The following is a 16,612-nucleotide window of genomic DNA, read 5'->3' as shown; positions in this document are numbered from 1 at the left end:
GGACGGTGTTTTCAGATCGATCAGGAATGCCCTGGCGGTGGATCTACTCGACAAACATCTCGCGCAATAACCCATGCCGTTGCATCTTCTCATTCAAGGTCCGGCGTGGCAGTTGCAGTTCTTCGAGCACGGCTTTGATATCCCCTTTGTGACGGGCCAGAGCGGCACGCAGGCATTGCGCTTCAAAGGCTTCCTGTTGAGCTGCGAGGGATTGTCCCGGATCGGTCTGCACTGTTGGCGACGACGTCAGGCCGAGAATCTGCCGTTCGGCTGCGTTGGCCAGCTCGCGAACGTTGCCGGGCCAGTCATGACTCAGCAACTGGCCCAACTGTGCGCCACTGAGCTCAGGGGCACTTCGGCCCAGACGTTGCGCGGCTGCACTGGCGAAATGCGCGAACAGCAGGGGAATGTCTTCACGACGCTCGCGCAGTGGCGGCAGGCGCAACTCAGCCACCGTCAGCCGATAAGCCAGGTCTTCGCGAAAGCGTCCGGCACGGGCTTCTTCCAGCAAGTCGGGTTTAGTGGCCGCGACGATACGCAGGTCGACGTCAATGGCCTTGTTCGAACCCAACCGCTCGAGCTTCTTGTCCTGCAGTACGCGCAGTAATTTGACCTGTTGAGCCAGCGGCATGCTTTCGATTTCGTCCAGAAACAGCGTGCCGCCATCCGCGTACTCAAGCTTGCCGATGCGTTTGCCCTGGGCTCCGGTAAACGCGCCGCTCTCGTGGCCGAACAGTTCGGCCTCAAATAACTGCTCCGGAATTGCCGCACAGTTGAGCGCCACAAAAGGCTTGTTTGCCCGAGGGCCAAAGTCATGCAGGCACCGGGCAACCATTTCCTTGCCGCTGCCGGTTTCACCGCGAATGACCACGTTGACGGGCAGTTGTGACAAGTCCAGCACCTGACGCCGCAAGGTTTGCAGGCCGGGGGAAACGCCCAGCAGCGTGGCCTCCAGTTGAGTCCGGGTATCGGCCTGTTCGTGCAGGCGGCGGTTTTCCAGGATCAGTTCGCGTTTCTCCAGCGCGCGGCGCAGATTGCGCAGCAGTACTTCGGGGCTGAAGGGCTTTTCGAGAAAGTCATAGGCACCTTCGCGCATGGCATCCACTGCCATAGGTACATCGCCGTGGCCGGTCAGCAGAATCACCGGCAGGTCGGCATCGATTGCCTGCAAGCGGCTCAACAGCTCCATACCGTTCATGCCCGGCATGCGTACATCGCTGAGGATCACGCCGGGGAAATGCTCGGGCAAATTCGCCAGGCAGTCTTCGGCGCGGCTATAGACCTGAACCTTGAAACTGGACAGGCTCAGCCATTGCTCCACGGCTTCACGAATCGGGGCTTCGTCGTCGACCACAATTACTGAGTTCAACATGCGGGATCAGGCTCCAGATAGTCATTGGGCAGGCTGAACCAGAACCGCGCGCCATCGTTCTGATTTTCGGCGCTCAACCGTCCACCCAATTCGTGGACGATGGCATAGGACACGGCAAGCCCCAATCCCAAACCATCGCCAACAGGTTTGGTGGTGAAAAATGGATCGAAAATGTTTGCCAGATGCTCCTCGGCAATGCCGCCGCCGCTGTCCGTCACGCTGATTAGCCAACGTGTCTGCTCTGAATGAATACGGACTTCGAGGCGTTTGACGGGCTTGTCGCGGATGGCGTCCAACGCGTTGCGCAGTAGATTGATCAGCACCTGCTCAAGCCGAATGGCATCGCCGCGCACCCAGGCCGGTCTGGTCAGGTTCAGGACGCACTCAACATGCTCGTCGCGCAGTCGCGAGTCCAGCAGCAACAAGGCTTGATCAACCACCGCCGCCAGATCCAGTCTTTCGCGCAAGCCTCCCGGGCTTTTGCGGGCGAAGGTTTTCAGGTGGCCGGTCAGCGCCTTCATCCGTATCAACTGTTGATCCAGCGGCTCCAGCGCTTTGTAGGCATCGTCAATTCGCCCGTGATCCAGCAGCAGGCGCAGCGTAGCCAATTGCATGCTTTGTGCGGTGAGGGGCTGATTGATTTCGTGGGCCAGTGCCGCAGACATCTGCCCCAGCGCGGCAAGCTTGGTCGATTGCACCAGACCTTCCTGCGCAGTGCGCAGATCCCGGGTGCGCTCCTGCACCTGACGTTCCAGTTCGTCACGGCTGTTTTCACGCAGGCGTGCCAGACGCCAGCGTTGATAGAGAAACAATCCGAGAAACACCAGCGTTAGCCAGGTGCCCGCGGCGGCCAGCGCTGCGTTTCGGGCGTCCTCACTGGCCAGTTGCGGTTTGCGCAACAGGTGCAGGGTCCAGTCTTCGGCGGGTAACGGCATGGACTGCCACAGATAATCGGCCTCGCCCTCCGGACCTTGCACGCGAGTCAGGTGGCTTTGCTTGTTGAATTCGCGCAGCTCAGTGCGTTGTAACGGGGAAAGTGGTTGCTTGTCGTATTGGCGCGTCGCGGACAGTTCTGCGCGATCTTGCGCGGCGATGGGCAACAGTTCGCGATAACGCCAGTGCGGCTGGCTGGCGATAAAGACGATGCCCTTGGCGTCGCTGACCAGCAGCAGATCGTCGCCCTTGGCCCATTCGTGCTCAAGGTCGGGAAACTCCAGCTTCACCACCATCGCGCCCATGAATTCTCCCGTATCGCCTGTCACCGCGTGGGACAGGAAATAACCGGGGATGCCGCTGGTCACGCCCACCGCGTAAAAGCGTCCAACGCCTGTGGCTTTGGTTTGCTGGAAATACGGGCGAAAGGCGTAGTTGTGGCCGACGTAACTGGTGGGCAGCCGCCAGTTGCTGGCGCCGATGGCCAGGCCATTGCGGTCCATCAATTCCAGGGTCGAAGATTGTGCCGCGCCGTTGATCTTCTCCAGTTTGCGGTTCAGGGCATCCTGGGCAACGGCAGTGATCGGGCCATTCAAGGCGGCGCGCAGTTCCGGGTCGAGAGCGAGAACCGCAGGCAATGCCCGGTAGCGCTCAATCAGGGTATGCAGGGTGTTGGCGTAAAGTGAAAGCTGATCCTGTGCCCGCGCAGCGTCTTGCTCTACGCCGTGACGCTGCGCCTGACGCATGGCCAAACCCGCCGACACAGCAGCGCCCGCCAGGATCAGCAGGACATACAGGGTTATGCGCAGCGAGCGAGAGGTGGAGGGCATGAGCGGGGCAGCCAGGATTGCGCATTAGCTGGTTTGGAATGCTAACTCCTGTGGGAGCGAGGCTTGCCCGCGATGAGGCTGGACGCGATATACCTGATATCTGCGGCGTCTTTATCGCGGGCAAGCCTCGCTCCCACAAGGGGAAGGCCGCGGTGATTACAACAAATTAAAGCTCGTCTCTTTAACCGTCGCAGAATCCAGGCCAATCATGAGCTTGAACTCACCCGCTTCGGCAGCGTATTTCAACTGCGGGTTAAAGAACTTCAGGTCTTCTTCTGTGAGGGTGAAGGTCACGACTTTCTCTTCGCCCGCGTTCAGCATGATTTTCTCGAAGCCTTTGAGCTCTTTGACCGGGCGGCTGATAGACGCTGCAACATCACGCAGGTACAGCTGAACCACGGTTTCGCCCGCGACCTTGCCTGTATTCTTCACGGTCACGCTGGCGGTCAGCTTGCCTTTGCGTGGCAGGTCTTTGGCAGACAGGGTGATATCGGACACATCGAACTGTGTGTAGCTCAGGCCAAAACCAAACGGGAACAGCGGGCCGTTGGTTTCTTCGAAGTAATGCGACGTGTAGTTGCCAGGTTTTTCCGTCGAGTACGGACGACCGGTGTTCAGGTGCGCGTAGTAGACCGGCAGTTGACCTATCGAGCGCGGGAACGACATCGCCAGCTTGCCGGACGGGTTGTAGTCGCCAAACAGCACGTCAGCCACGGCGTTGCCGCCTTCCGTGCCCGGGAACCAGGTTTCCAGGATCGCGTCGGCTTGCTCGACTTCGTCGACCAGTACCAGCGGACGGCCATTCATCAACACCAGTACCAGCGGTTTTCCGGTGGCTTTCAGTGCCTTGATCAATGCCTGCTGTGTGGCAGGGATATTCAGGCTGCTGCGACTGGCGGATTCGTGTGACATTCCGCGAGATTCGCCCACGACTGCGACGATGACGTCGGCCTGTTCAGCCGTCTTCACCGCTTCGTCGAGCATTTCCTGCGCCGGACGTGGATCTACTTCAACTTCGTGCTCAATGAAGTTCAGGTAGTTGAGGATGTGTTCGTTATCGCTGATGTTGGAACCACGGGCGTAAAGCAGTTTTGCCTTGTCGCCGACAGCATTGGCCAGACCGTCGTACACGGTGACCGACTGATTTGGGCGACCCGCGGCAGACCAGCTGCCGAGCATGTCCAGCTGACTCTTGGCCAGGCTGCCTATTACGGCGATGGTGCCTTGTTTCTTCAGTGGCAACGTTTCGTTCTGGTTTTTCAGCAATACCAGCGTCTTGCGGGCAACGTCACGCGCTTCTGTGCGGTGCAGGCGGTCTTCAGAGTAGGTGTCAGCCGGGTCTTGAGCGGCATCGCCGATACGCAGGTACGGGTTGGCGAACAGGCCCATGTCGTATTTGGCACCCAGCACTTCGCGGACCGCGCTGTCGATTTCCTTCACGGACACTTCGCCGCTCTTGACCAGACCTGGCAGCTCTTCGCCGTAAGCCTTGTCGTTCATGCTCAGATCAACGCCGGCCTTGATAGCCAGCTTCGCGGCTTCGCGGTAGTCTTTGGCGACGCCATGATCGATCAGTTCCTTGATCGCCCCGTGGTCGCTGATAGTCACGCCCTTGAAGCCCCAATCCTTGCGCAACAGGTCTTGCAGCAGCCACTTGTTGGAAGTGGCCGGTACGCCATTGATCGAGTTGAGTGCGATCATCACCCCACCAGCCCCTGCATCAATACCGGCGCGATACGGCGGCAGGTAATCCTGATACATGCGGGTCGGACTCATGTCCACGGTGTTGTAGTCCCGGCCGCCTTCCACTGCGCCATACAGGGCGAAGTGTTTGACGGCGGCCATGATGCTGTCGGCAGACGCGACATTTGCGCCCTGGAACGACTTGACCATTTCTTTCGAGATGCGCGAAACCAGATACGTATCTTCGCCGAAACCTTCGGAGCTACGACCCCAGCGTGGGTCGCGGGAGATATCCACCATCGGGGCGAACGTCATGTCCAGACCGTCGGCGCTGGCTTCGATAGCCGAAATGCGGCCGGTCTCGGCTATGGCGGCCATGTCCCAACTGGCGGCCATGCCAAGGCTGATCGGGAAAATAGTCCGATGGCCGTGGATGACGTCATAAGCAAAGAACATTGGAATCTTCAGACGGCTTTTGGCGACAGCAGCTTCCTGAAGCGGGCGGTTTTCCGAGCGGGTAATGGAGTTGAACGTTCCGCCAATGCGGCCCGCAGCAATTTCCTTGAGAATCATCGGCTGCGGCATGTCCTGGGCGATGCTGATCAAGCGCAACTGACCGATCTTTTCGTCGAGGGTCATTTGCTTCATCAAGTTTGCGATGAAGGCGTTTTTTGCTTGCAGCGTGGCCTGGCTATTGGCAGCCGGGGCGTTGACATTGTTCGCAGCCAACGCTGGCTGACTGGCCAGACCGACCAGAAGACCGAGTAAACACAGCTTATTCATGAATGATTTCTCAAGGCTTGCCCGCAACTCGCATTAAATAACAGGCAGCCATATTTTATGGGTTTAGACCTTTGGTAGTTCTTATCGGCCAGGACTGCAGATTGTCACAGTAATTATCAGCGCACTTATGTATCTGTGAGCGCATGTTTCGATAGCCCGACGCAGGCCACGGATTATGCAGGGGAACTTCCGTTTTGGCTAAAGCCACGTCATCGATTCGGAATCAAAAAGTAACAAACAGTCTGTGGCTCGACAATCCGGGCTCACTCTTGCAAAGCGGCGTTTCATCAATTAATCCAACCTCCGACGCCTTAACCACCTAAAATAGCCGCCTTTGCTATCAGTTCGTCCCGAGGCGTTTTTAGATGTCAGTCACCGCTACTTCCACCCAGCCCGCGCAGGATCATCGTGCGCAGTTTTTGAGTCTGCTGGAAAACAGTCTTTCCCAGAACTCGTTCATCAAGCTGGTGCTGGCCAAATACGTAGGCGACGAAGCCGAGTTGCAGCGGGTGATCATCAAGGCGTTGACGGTCAAGGATCAGCCTTGCCTGTCTTTCGTTTATCGCTACAAGACCCGGGACATCACCAAGAACTTCCCGTTGGTTGAGGCGGTGCAGGTCATCGCGCAACTGTTGCCCGAGTCTTTCAAGAACGCGCACTTGCTGTCGTTGAGCGATGAGGTCCAGCTGGAGTTCGGCAAAAAAGGCAAGAGCACGCTGTTCAAGAGCAAGGCCCAGCAGGAGCGCGAAGCACCGGCTGCGGGCCATGACCGTGAGAAGAAACGTTACCTGGAGTTGTCCCGCCCGTTTTTGACTGATTTGGGCGTGACCAACAAGCAGCATGAACTGATCCCGTCCATGTCCCGCAAGTGGAAACAGATCAACAAGTTTATCGAGGTGTTTTCCCACGCCCTGACGTCCTCACCGCTCAAGCTGGATCAGCCGATCAACGTAGCGGATTTCGGCTCAGGCAAGGGGTATCTGACGTTCGCGATTCACGATTACCTGCGCAACACCTTGCAGGCGGAAGGGCAGGTGACAGGTGTCGAGCTGCGCGAGGACATGGTGACGCTGTGCAACAACGCTGCGGCACGTCTTGAGCATCCCGGCCTGAAGTTCGAATGTGGAGACGTGCGCAGTGTCGCGCCCAGCGCACTGGACGTGATGATCGCCCTGCATGCCTGCGACATTGCCACGGATTACGCGATTCACATGGGCATCCGTTCCGGTGCGTCAATCATCATGTGCTCACCGTGCTGCCATAAGCAGATTCGCCTGCAGATCCAGAGCCCGACATTGCTGCGGCCGATGCTGCAATACGGCCTGCACATGGGGCAACAAGCTGAAATGGTCACCGACAGCCTGCGTGCGCTGCTGCTGGAAGCCTGTGGTTACGAAACCAAAGTGTTCGAATTCATCTCGTTGGAGCACACCAACAAGAACAAGATGATCCTGGCCGTCAAACGCGCCGAGCCGCTCAAGTCCACCGAGATACTGGCGAAAATCCAGGAACTGAAAGAGTTCTACGGTATCCAGGAGCAGTGCCTGGAAACGTTGCTGCAGGCGGATGGGTTTATCAGCTAAGACTCAGTATTTGTAGGAGCTGACGAGCAGCGCGAGGCTGCGATAGCGGTGTATCAGACAGATCGCTATCGCAGCCTCGCGCTGCTCGTCAGCTCCTACAGAGGTCGTGCTGCTTTTCAATTCATTGAGCCAGATCAATTCCCCCTTCCTCGGCGCGCGCATGCTGTAAGCATTCCCCACGCGCAGGCGATCACGCCGAGGTTCCATCATGAGCAGCACCTTTTTCATTCCCGCCGTGAACATCATGGGCCTTGGCTGTCTCGACGAAGCCATGCAGGCGATCCGTAAATACGGTTTTCTCAAAGCACTGATTGTCACCGACGCAGGTCTGGCCAAGGCAGGCCTGGCGACTCAGATCGCCGGGCTGCTGGTCGAGCAGGGCATTGACTCAGTGGTGTTCGATGGTGCCAAACCTAACCCGACCGTAAGCAACGTCGAAAGCGGTCTGGCCATGCTGCGTGAGCGCCAATGCGATTTCGTGATCTCACTGGGTGGCGGCTCGCCCCACGACTGCGCCAAAGGCATTGCCTTATGCGCCACCAACGGTGGGCATATCAGTGATTACGAAGGCGTGGACCGTTCGAAGAACCCGCAATTGCCGCTTATCGCCATCAATACCACTGCGGGCACGGCCAGTGAGATGACCCGTTTTTGCATCATCACTGATGAAGTGCGCCACGTAAAAATGGCCATCGTTGATCGCAACGTCACACCGCTATTGTCCGTCAATGACCCGGCAATGATGGCGAAGATGCCCAAGTCGCTGACCGCTGCTACCGGTATGGATGCGCTGACTCATGCCATCGAGGCGTATGTGTCGACCGCCGCCACGCCGATCACCGATGCCTGCGCCCTGAAGGCTATGTCACTGATCGCCGGTTATCTGCGCCGTGCAGTGGACGATGGCTCAGACATGGAGGCGAGAGAAAACATGGCGTATGCGCAGTTCCTTGCAGGCATGGCTTTCAACAATGCGTCCCTGGGCTTTGTGCATGCCATGGCCCACCAGCTCGGCAGTTTCTATGACTTGCCCCATGGCGTTTGCAATGCCGTATTGCTGCCCCATGTGCAGAGTTTCAATGCCGCGGTCTGCCCAGCGCGCCTGACGGATGTGGCGCATGCCATGGGGGCCGACATTCGCGGTCTGGCGCCGGAGGAGGGCGCCCGTGCGGCGATTGCTGCGATTCGCACGTTGGCGGGTTCCATCGACATTCCGCCGGGGCTGACTGCCTTGGGCGTCAAGGAAGAAGACTTCCCGGTCCTGGCAGCCAACGCACTGAAAGACGCTTGTGGTCTGACCAATCCGCGTCCTGCTGATCAGGCGCAAATAGAAGATATCTTCCGCCGCGCACTGTGATTTTCGTCTGCGCATTGGCGAGCCGTTGCAGGTTTACATGCGACGGCTGGATTTACCGGAGATAGTGGTGGAGCAGTAGGGAAGGTGGGGGGGCACAGAGGCTTGATTTGAAATGCTGTTTTTGTGGGAGCAGGGCTTGCCCGCGATAAGGCTGGACACGGTTCACTTTGGATCGCAGTGTCCTTATCGCGGGCAAGCCCTGCTCCCACAGGGGAATGCATTCCTGCTACTGGAACAGGCATGCTTGCTACAGAAAATCACCCTCACATCTTGAAGCGTAGCGCCAACTGATTCAGCCCCACCGCCAGTTGCGACAGCTCGCTGCTGGCCGCCGAGGTCTGGTTGGCTCCGGCCGAGGTCTGCAGGGACAGGTCGCGGATGCTGGTCAGGTTGCGGTCAACTTCCCGGGCGACTTGCGCCTGCTCTTCGGTGGCCGAGGCAATGCTCATATTGCGTTCGTTGATCTGCACAATAGCGGCAGTGATTTCCTTCAGCGCCAGGCCAGCCGCTTCGGCAACATCAAGGCTGGCGCGTGCGCGCTCACTGCTATGGCCCATGGCGCTGACCGCTTTACCGGCACCGTCCTGAATCGAGGCGATCATTTTTTCGATTTCGGCAGTGGACTGCTGAGTACGGTGGGCCAGTGCCCGAACCTCGTCGGCCACCACCGCAAAGCCACGACCGGCTTCGCCCGCTCGTGCCGCTTCGATAGCTGCGTTAAGAGCGAGTAGATTGGTCTGGTCGGCGATGCCACGAATCACATCCAGCACGCCGCTGATGCCCTGCACTTGTACCGCCAGCCCGTCGATTTCAACCGCGGTGACGCCGACTGCCTGATGCAGCTCATTGATCACGCTCACGGTTTCGCCAACTCGCTTGCTGCCATTTTCTGCAGACTGACTCGAATCGCGTGCGGCTGTGGAGGCCAGCGATGCATTGCGTGCGACTTCTTCAACGGCCGCGCTCATCTGGTTGATGGCCGTGGCAGCCTGATTGATTTCATCGTTCTGACGCTGTACGCCGCGCAATGAATCTTCAGTGACAGCGGTCATTTCTTCGGAAGTCGACGCCAGTTGCGATGATGAATCGCTCAGTTCACCCAGTGTGCGACGCAGGTTTTGTTGCATCACCGACAGCGCTTGCAGCAATCGGCCCGGTTCATCCTTGCCGTCTACATCGATTGGCTTGCTAAGGTCGTTGGCAGCAATTTGCTGAGCAACGGCCAATGCCTTGGCAATGGGGGCAACCAGACTGCGGGTGAACAGTGCAGCCAGGCCGAGGGTTGCAATAAGTGCCACGATGATAGCGATGATGGTGACGTTGCGAGATTGAGAATAGGTCTGGTCGGCAATGGCATCGGACTCGGCCATCTTGAGGTCGGCCAGGCGCGAAACTTCGGTGATGTCCTTGCTCAACTGTTCCGCAGCCTGAGTCATCTCACCCGTGGCGTTGGTCATTGCGTTGATGAGGTCTTCACGCTTCTGGGCGACCGCGTCCAGAAAGCGCGCATGCACGGCAAGGTATGCCATCAGGTTGCGCTCCATGCTGCTGAACGCTTTCTGGCCAGCCTCCGTGATCAACAGAGGTTTCAGCTTGCGCACGTCTGTTTCCAGGCCGGTACGTGCCTGGCTGATGCGATCAAGCTGGCGCTTGGCTCCTTCTGCATCTGATGCTGCTCGCAAGCCGGTGTTGCCCAAACGGATGGTCACCAGATCGGTCTTGATCTGCTCAATGGTCTGAACGGTCGGCAATACGTTGTCCTGCAGTGCCTCTCGTGATTCTTTCAGGCCAACTGACTGCTGTAATGAGAACAGGCCCAGAGCGGTGATCAGTAAGGCAAAAAAGCCAAAACAGAGCAGCGATCGGGGGGCAATGTTGAGATTTCTCAGATTCATGCGAATAGCCTGTCGAGAGAGGAAACGTTAGTAACCTATCGACGTTTAACGTTTCAGCTTTAGGCTTCTTAGCTGATTATTTTGAAATATCCAGTAATGAGCAGAAAAAAGTCTTAAATATCAGCAGTATTGGTTAAGAGTATTGATTTAGACATGTCGTGATAGCTGATCGCCTGCATCACTTTTGCTGGAAACGCAGATGTGGGTCTCCAGTCTTTGCTCTGCAAGAATGAAATCAATGCCGCTGTCGGACAGCGGCATTCGCAAGGGTCATGCAGCCTGTAATTGATCTTGAGCATCCAGATAGTCCGCGAGATTGTGCAGGTACACCACTGGCTGTCCTTTGCTGGAACCGCCCAGCCGTGTGACTTTCAGGGCAATTGCGCCACTGCTGATCTTGCGCATCAGATACCGGTCGCTCGATATGTGGGAGAAATATCGCTCTCGAACGGCGCTCAGAGTCGGGCAGGGCGTGGCAAATTCGGACCGCAGTTGATTGAGTGTCTGGCTCATGCCGCGTCGCCTCCCCAAGGGGTGAATTCATATGCACTTGCTGGTTTGCACGACTCACGTCGTTTTTTTGGGGTGATGATCAGAAGCAGGCCGACTTGCCGTTGGATAGCCCGAACCGCCTCCGGACTCGAAGCTGCTGCCGGATGCAGGTACACCTGGCAGCGAGGGTGGTGTTTTGAAATTTTCATGACTCGTACTCGGTAATGAATGGGTACGAGATTAAATTAGCAATGGCTAAATATTTATACAATAGCATTTGCTAAATATTTCTATTCCTCTGAAGGGATTGCTCAATCTTGAGCCGGTACGTCCCAGAACACGCGGACGGATCCGTCTTCCTGAACGTTTGCATAGACACCGTCGGTCTCGGTGATGGCATCAATGATCTGATCCCAGTCTTGCTGGGACTCATCCGGGGCCTTGTAGACCAGCGCTGCGTGCTCCTTGCGAGCGGCGGGGGAGGTGATGACTTTCTGAAGGCGTGCCCCAAGCAGTTCAAGCGACGTAGGGGGGGCAAGGGCTCTGGTTTGGGTCTTGGACATGTGATCCTCCTTGGTGTTATGTATATACATACAGTAAATATCGATGAGCTGAACGGCAAGAGAAAAAGAGTACGCGTGTACTCTTTTTTGGCTCGCCCATAAAAAAACCCGCATCGGCGGGCGCATTCATCGGCCTGGTTCAAAGGCTCAGAGGCTCAAAGCTTCCTGGCATTCCACACGAGCAACACTCGCGCCTGAATATGGATTTTCTCCAGATCAGCGCCGTCGATCATGATCGGGGGGTAAACAGGATTGTCCGAGATCATCCGCAGCGCGCCTCCGGTCATTCGCTGCAGGCGCTTGATGAATAAATCACCGTCCAGAGTAAACACGTACACCGCATCAGTGCGGATTTCGGTAATTCCCCGGTCTACCAGCAACGAGTCGCCATCGCGAAAGGTGCCCTCCATGCTGTCGCCATCACCGGTGATGATCGCCAGATTTTCAAGGCTGGAATACGGCACTCCCTGGGTTTTCAGCCAGTCGAGGTGGACCGTCATCTCGCGAATGACTTCGACCTGATTTTCCGGCACCAGACCGTGGCCCATCGAAGCGGCGACGTTGAGGTGCGGGATGGTGATGAACCCCAAGGACTCCATGACTCTTTTGGTGTCCACGGGAGCCACTGTTTTAGGTGCTGCCCCCTCGAGCAGATCATTGGTATCTGGAGAAACCAGCGTGCCTGCGGGCAGATCAATCTTGCCCTCTAGGGTGGCGGCAGCCTTTTCCCCCAGCTTTCGATGGCCGTTCAGCAATTGCGATAAATAAGACGCGTCCAGACCGAACTGGTTGGCGAAGTCTTTTTGAGTGAGGCCAGCCATAGCATGGCGAAGGGCTCTAAGGCGTTGTTCGTAAATATCCATGGCTTAATCATCGCTATGCGTTAGCAGACAGTAAATTACATTTTGCTATTGATGTAAATATTAGCGATTGCTAATCTTTTTGCTCATCCCACAGGTTGCGACGGTTTGCCTGACTTCGGTCAGGTCGGCGGGTTGCGCTTCGGGTTTTTTCACAATGCCTGCTGTGGCGGACATTGAGTTGAATGGCGAGGGAACAAAATGATCAAGGAAATCGAAAAGTTGATGGTGCATTGGGGTGAGCAAACCCGCGAGCGAGGTCTGGGTGGCGGTTTAGGCAGCCAGTTGGGCGCATTGATTGAATGGGGCGGGGCACCACCGCGCAGCACGCCGGGGTCTCGCATCCTGGATAGCGGCGGCACGGGCATGGACACCATCGCCACCGCAATAGATCGCGCCGTCGCGCAATTGCAGCGCACACCGGGTCAGGCGGCTTTGGCCAGACTGGCAACGCAACGTTACTGCGAACTTGTTCCGGTCCGCGAACAGATGCGCACCGCAGGGATTGCCGAGGGGGCAGATCGAACTTACCGCAACTGGGTGCAGCGGTTGCATGAGCAGGTGATGTCGATTGTGATGGCGAGTACGAGTAAGCGCGATGTTCTTTCCGGCAGATGAAGGCACTCCATGCAATCCCTGCTTTGAAATGCATTTTCTGTAGGAGGCCCCGCCCCGTCTTTGGCGCCGCGCTGTCGCAAAGCAAATACCAGATCTGTTGGAGCGAGGCTTGCCCGCGAACCATTCGATTCGGTAGGCCAGACCCACCGCGTTATCGTTCTTCGCGGGCAAGCCTCGCTCCAACAGATCTGGTATTTGCTTCGGCGTAACCGTTTTTTCAGGAAAGGACGCTTCTTCAGATATTCAGAAAAACGAGCTCTTCAAACGACGACCTGGCAACCATTCGTCGAGCGACTTTGTCGTGTTGTGGTCACATCCCTGTCGCGTTCCAGTCGCATCTGAACCACCCCAAAATCGCCTCTTCCCATGCTTTCCGGCGGCAGGTACAAAGGCGGCACGATCTGAGATTTACGCCTGAGGCAGCAGCGGCAGGCAGGTTTTTCAGCCACGTCATCAGGCCTTTTACAGGCAGTCACCCACCCCGCTTCGGCGGGGTTTCTTTTTCCCTTCGGGAATAGCAATGGAGTATGAGCATGGCCGAGCCAGCGAGCACGGCCGCATCTGTCGTGGTCGCTGGTGCGGCCGGTGCGGGTTTCGCAGGATTGTTGACAGGCATCGATACGCTCGCCGCCATCGGCGCATTTGCGGGGGCATTGGTGTTCTTTACCACCACAGAAGAAATGCCGGTCTGGAAGCGGATGGTTTTTCTGATGGTGTCATTTGTAATGGGTTATTTGTTCGCCCCCGCTTTAGTGGACTTCGAATTCTGGGGGATTCGCCCTTTCAAGTATTCAGGGCCCGCCGCATTCGGGGCCTCCGTGCTGGTGGTCACTGTGGCGCTGGCAGCCATCAAACGGCGCGGCAGATTAGAGACCGGGCAGCCTGGAGGTCATGATGGATAAGCCTCTGATTAGCGCACTACTCACCCAGGTGACGTTCTGGTTATGCATGGGCCTGTTCGTACGGCTCTTCACATTTCGCCGCAAGGGCGCACGGTTTCGCCGCAACATGAGCTGTCTGGCCTGGCTGGTGATGGTCAGCGCTGGCACGGTGATGGTTTACATCTGCAAAGGCATGCTGGTCATGCCGGTTCAGGCCTGGCCGCTGGTCATGATCCTGGCGGTATTTGTCGGCTCTGTTTACCAGAGCAACGGCAATCTGGCGCAAGTCTGGAAGATCGGAGAGTGAGCTTGATGCCTGCACGCCAATAGCTTCTGAGAGCCCGCATTCGGCGGGTTTTTGAGCCACTTTTTATCAGCACTGCAAAGCCCCGTTCCCGGGGCTTTGTCGTGTCTGGAGTTCTGAAACAGGAGTTCTGAAATGAACGTAACAACTTTGATTGCACAGATAAGCGAGCGCTGCCCCGGTTTTCAGGGCCGGGTCGCCGGTGGTCTGCAGTGGGACAGCGCCCGCACCGACGACCAGCTTGCGATGCCCGCGGCTTATGTCCTGACGGCGGGCGATACCGCACAGGAATCCACCACCAACGTGGTCCGGCACATCGTTCGTGAGCAATACCTGATCAACGTTGCGCTGGCTAACCGTGATCAATACGGCCAGGCCGCGACTCAGGAACTTCACAGCATTCGCGTTCAGCTATGGGCTGCTCTGGTGGGTTTTCAGCCTGAGGATGAAGACGATCCGTTGCAGTACAGCGGTAGCTCGATGTTGCTGATCGACGATAACCGTGTGGTTTACCAGTTCCGCTTTTTCACCGAGTTCATGCTGGGTCGCAGTGACCCGGCCGGGGCTGCAGAAACGTGGCAGGAGCAGGTCAACGATGGCCTGCCACTGCTTGAGGGAGTCGATATGGACATCGACTTCATTGACCCGATGGTCGACCGAAACCTGACAGAGCGCGGCCCGGATGGCCGCTTCGAATTTCAAACCCGTGAGGATATACCCCAGTGAAACGAGTGCATGTGAAACCTGCCGAAGGCCGGGCTGTTCCGGATCCGGCCCGGGGCGGCGAACTGCTGTCCGTCGAGGGCTACGAAGTACCGCTGACTGCCTACTGGCAGCGACGGATCAATGATGCTGACGTAATTGTGGGTACGGCTTCAGCCCTGCCCAAAGCAAAGGGGAGTGCCGCCAAATGACTGTAGGTTTCAGCCAGATTCCATCCGATCTTCGTGTACCTCTGTTCTACGCCGAGCTTGATAACTCAATGGCCAACAGCGGTGCTTCCAGTCTGCGACGCCTGATCATCGGTCAGGTCAACGACGATGCAACCAGTGGAGACATCGGCCGCCTGGTGCTGATCTCGCGCAGCACCGAAGCGCGTGCCATTGGCGGCGCTGGTTCGATGTTGTGGGCCATGCATGCAGCGCATCGCAAGATCGATGTTGCGGGCGAGGTCTGGTGCCTGCCACTCAAGATCGAGTCCGGCACCAATGCGCAAGGCAAGGTCACGCTGACCGGTACCGCCACCGCGGCCGGCCTGCTGAGCCTTTATGTGGGCGGCGTTCGGGTGCGAGCCATCGTGCCTGAACTGGCCACGGCCGCTGAAGCAGCTGCTGCGTTGCTGAGCGCTATCAATGCGGCCACCGATCTGCCGGTGACGGCTACCGCCGAAGCGGGCGTCGTCACGCTGGTCAGCAAGTTCAAAGGCGAGCTGGGCAACGATATCCAGTTGAGCTTCAACCGACTGGGTGCTGCCAATGGTGAGCAACTGCCAGCCGGTCTGGAAGTCGTTGTGGCCGCGATGGCCGGTGGTGTCGGTACGCCGGAAATGGCCGCCACACTGGCTGCTCTGGGCGACGAACCGTTCGAGTTCATCAGCCAGCCATGGACTGACGCCGCAACGCTGGATTACTGGAAATCCACCATGGACTTCACCTCGGGTCGCTGGTCCTGGGCGAAGCAGATCTACGGTCGGGTCTACAGTGCCAAACGCGGTACGTTGGGTGCCCTGGTGGCTGCGGGCAAGTTGCGCAATGACCCTTCGGTGTCTATCGGCGCCGTGGAAAAAAGCATTCCGCAACCAGTATGGGAAGTCGCCGCACAGTTCAGCGCACGCACTGCGGTGTTCATCAGCGCCGACCCTGCATGCCCGACGCAATCGGGTGAGTTGGGGGCCATCGAGCCAGCGGCAGTCAGCGACCGTTTCATGCTGGATGAATACCAGTCGTTGCTGGGCAGCGGCATCGCCACGTTCGAATATTCGGGCAGCGCAATGCGTATCCAGCGCGCGATCACTACGTATCAGCGTAACGCGTACAACCAGCCGGATGACTCGTACCTGGACAGCGAGCCGCTGCACCAGTCGGCGTATGTACTGCGTTTCCTGCGTACCCGCATCACCAGCAAATACGGTCGCCATAAACTGGCGAACGACGGCACCAAGTTCGGCCCCGGCCAGCGCATGGTGACCCCGAAGGTGATCCGCGGTGAGCTGATCGCAGCTTATGGTGAATTGGTGCGCCTGGGGATCGTCGAGAACATCGACGCCTTCAAGGACAACCTGATCGTTGAGCGCGACGCGACCAATCCGAATCGCCTGAACGTGCTGTATCCACCGGATCTGGTCAATCAACTGCGCGTGTTCGCGCTGTTGTATCAGTTCCGTCTGCAGTATTCCGATGCGGCCTGAGCCGCTTAATCAAACGTCATTCCAAGCCCGCCCTGTGCGGGCTTTTTCGTG

At 57.6% G+C, this 16,612-nt stretch carries 16 protein-coding genes and 2 pseudogenes; 9 read left to right on the top strand and 9 right to left on the bottom strand.

The genetic code is table 11. The annotated features are described in order from the left end of the window. Positions 1 to 43: 43 nt before the first annotated feature. The 3 genes from AO242_RS10100 to bglX all read right to left on the bottom strand — a co-directional run bounded on the left by AO242_RS10100 (position 44) and on the right by bglX (position 5,601). Complete coding sequence (locus tag AO242_RS10100) at positions 44 to 1,372, bottom strand: sigma-54-dependent transcriptional regulator (RefSeq protein ID WP_099268592.1); 1,329 nt, start codon at positions 1,370 to 1,372, stop codon at positions 44 to 46. Next, positions 1,366 to 3,135 (bottom strand): ATP-binding protein, encoded by a 1,770-nt coding sequence (locus AO242_RS10095; RefSeq protein WP_099268591.1) that lies wholly within the window; start codon positions 3,133 to 3,135, stop codon positions 1,366 to 1,368. Before AO242_RS10095 ends, AO242_RS10100 begins: the two co-directional genes overlap by 7 nt. A 156-nt stretch (positions 3,136 to 3,291) precedes the next feature. After that, positions 3,292 to 5,601 (bottom strand): beta-glucosidase BglX, encoded by a 2,310-nt coding sequence (bglX, locus tag AO242_RS10090; protein ID WP_099268590.1) that lies wholly within the window; start codon positions 5,599 to 5,601, stop codon positions 3,292 to 3,294. A 365-nt stretch (positions 5,602 to 5,966) separates the two neighbouring features. On the opposite strand from bglX, the gene AO242_RS10085 reads away from it, so the two are divergent. After that, positions 5,967 to 7,184 carry a class I SAM-dependent methyltransferase gene (locus AO242_RS10085; RefSeq protein WP_099268589.1) on the top strand — a complete coding sequence of 406 codons (1,218 nt, stop codon included), beginning with the start codon at positions 5,967 to 5,969 and terminating at the stop codon, positions 7,182 to 7,184. A 3-nt stretch (positions 7,185 to 7,187) separates the two neighbouring features. Here the strand turns inward: AO242_RS10085 and AO242_RS10080 are convergent, their stop codons facing one another. Further along, positions 7,188 to 7,394, bottom strand: a complete 207-nt coding sequence (locus AO242_RS10080) for a hypothetical protein (protein ID WP_099268588.1) — start codon at positions 7,392 to 7,394, stop codon at positions 7,188 to 7,190. Between AO242_RS10080 and yiaY the strand changes: the two genes are divergently transcribed. Both yiaY and AO242_RS29660 read left to right on the top strand, forming a co-directional pair. Continuing rightward, complete coding sequence (yiaY, locus tag AO242_RS10075) at positions 7,393 to 8,541, top strand: L-threonine dehydrogenase (RefSeq protein WP_099268587.1); 1,149 nt, start codon at positions 7,393 to 7,395, stop codon at positions 8,539 to 8,541. The genes AO242_RS10080 and yiaY overlap by 2 nt on opposite strands. A gap of 25 nt (positions 8,542 to 8,566) precedes the next feature. Beyond that, entirely contained in the window at positions 8,567 to 8,620 is a 54-nt protein-coding gene (locus tag AO242_RS29660) for a hypothetical protein (RefSeq protein WP_257153409.1), read from the top strand. A gap of 184 nt (positions 8,621 to 8,804) precedes the next feature. Here AO242_RS29660 and AO242_RS30120 read toward each other — a convergent pair. The 5 genes and pseudogenes from AO242_RS30120 to AO242_RS10045 form a co-directional block, all read right to left on the bottom strand. Beyond that, positions 8,805 to 9,401 (bottom strand): annotated as a pseudogene (locus tag AO242_RS30120) (methyl-accepting chemotaxis protein); the annotation flags it as partial. 306 nt (positions 9,402 to 9,707) lie between these two features. Continuing rightward, a pseudogene (locus AO242_RS30115) lies at positions 9,708 to 10,436 on the bottom strand (MCP four helix bundle domain-containing protein); the annotation flags it as partial. 270 nt (positions 10,437 to 10,706) lie between these two features. Next, positions 10,707 to 10,949, bottom strand: a complete 243-nt coding sequence (locus AO242_RS10060; protein WP_099268585.1) for a pyocin activator PrtN family protein — start codon at positions 10,947 to 10,949, stop codon at positions 10,707 to 10,709. 290 nt (positions 10,950 to 11,239) lie between these two features. Next, positions 11,240 to 11,491 carry a DUF1654 domain-containing protein gene (locus AO242_RS10050; RefSeq protein ID WP_164706238.1) on the bottom strand — a complete coding sequence of 84 codons (252 nt, stop codon included), beginning with the start codon at positions 11,489 to 11,491 and terminating at the stop codon, positions 11,240 to 11,242. A 155-nt stretch (positions 11,492 to 11,646) separates the two neighbouring features. Next, on the bottom strand, positions 11,647 to 12,354 hold the full coding sequence (locus AO242_RS10045; protein ID WP_027901684.1) for an XRE family transcriptional regulator: 708 nt from the start codon (positions 12,352 to 12,354) through the stop codon (positions 11,647 to 11,649). A 198-nt stretch (positions 12,355 to 12,552) separates the two neighbouring features. Here AO242_RS10045 and AO242_RS10040 point away from each other — a divergent pair, with 198 nt between their 5' ends. The 6 genes from AO242_RS10040 (at position 12,553) to AO242_RS10010 (ending at position 16,561) form a co-directional block, all read left to right on the top strand. Further along, on the top strand, positions 12,553 to 12,969 hold the full coding sequence (locus AO242_RS10040) for a hypothetical protein (RefSeq protein ID WP_099268582.1): 417 nt from the start codon (positions 12,553 to 12,555) through the stop codon (positions 12,967 to 12,969). A gap of 533 nt (positions 12,970 to 13,502) precedes the next feature. Continuing rightward, on the top strand, positions 13,503 to 13,871 hold the full coding sequence (locus AO242_RS10030; protein WP_099268581.1) for a putative holin: 369 nt from the start codon (positions 13,503 to 13,505) through the stop codon (positions 13,869 to 13,871). Beyond that, entirely contained in the window at positions 13,864 to 14,157 is a 294-nt protein-coding gene (locus AO242_RS10025) for a phage holin family protein (RefSeq protein WP_049827083.1), read from the top strand. The genes AO242_RS10030 and AO242_RS10025 overlap by 8 nt, the downstream gene beginning before the upstream one ends. 132 nt (positions 14,158 to 14,289) lie before the next feature. Then, a complete protein-coding gene (locus AO242_RS10020; protein WP_099268580.1) occupies positions 14,290 to 14,880 on the top strand; it encodes a phage tail terminator protein in 591 nt (196 codons plus the stop codon). After that, positions 14,877 to 15,068 carry a DUF2635 domain-containing protein gene (locus AO242_RS10015; RefSeq protein WP_099268579.1) on the top strand — a complete coding sequence of 64 codons (192 nt, stop codon included), beginning with the start codon at positions 14,877 to 14,879 and terminating at the stop codon, positions 15,066 to 15,068. Before AO242_RS10020 ends, AO242_RS10015 begins: the two co-directional genes overlap by 4 nt. Next, positions 15,065 to 16,561: a phage tail sheath C-terminal domain-containing protein gene (locus AO242_RS10010; protein ID WP_099268578.1), complete on the top strand. Its 1,497-nt coding sequence runs from the start codon at positions 15,065 to 15,067 to the stop codon at positions 16,559 to 16,561. Before AO242_RS10015 ends, AO242_RS10010 begins: the two co-directional genes overlap by 4 nt. Positions 16,562 to 16,612 lie beyond the last annotated feature (51 nt).

Source organism: Pseudomonas sp. ICMP 561 (assembly GCF_002699985.1).
GTDB lineage: Bacteria > Pseudomonadota > Gammaproteobacteria > Pseudomonadales > Pseudomonadaceae > Aquipseudomonas > Aquipseudomonas quasicaspiana.
This window is presented reverse-complemented; position numbering and strand designations above follow the sequence as displayed.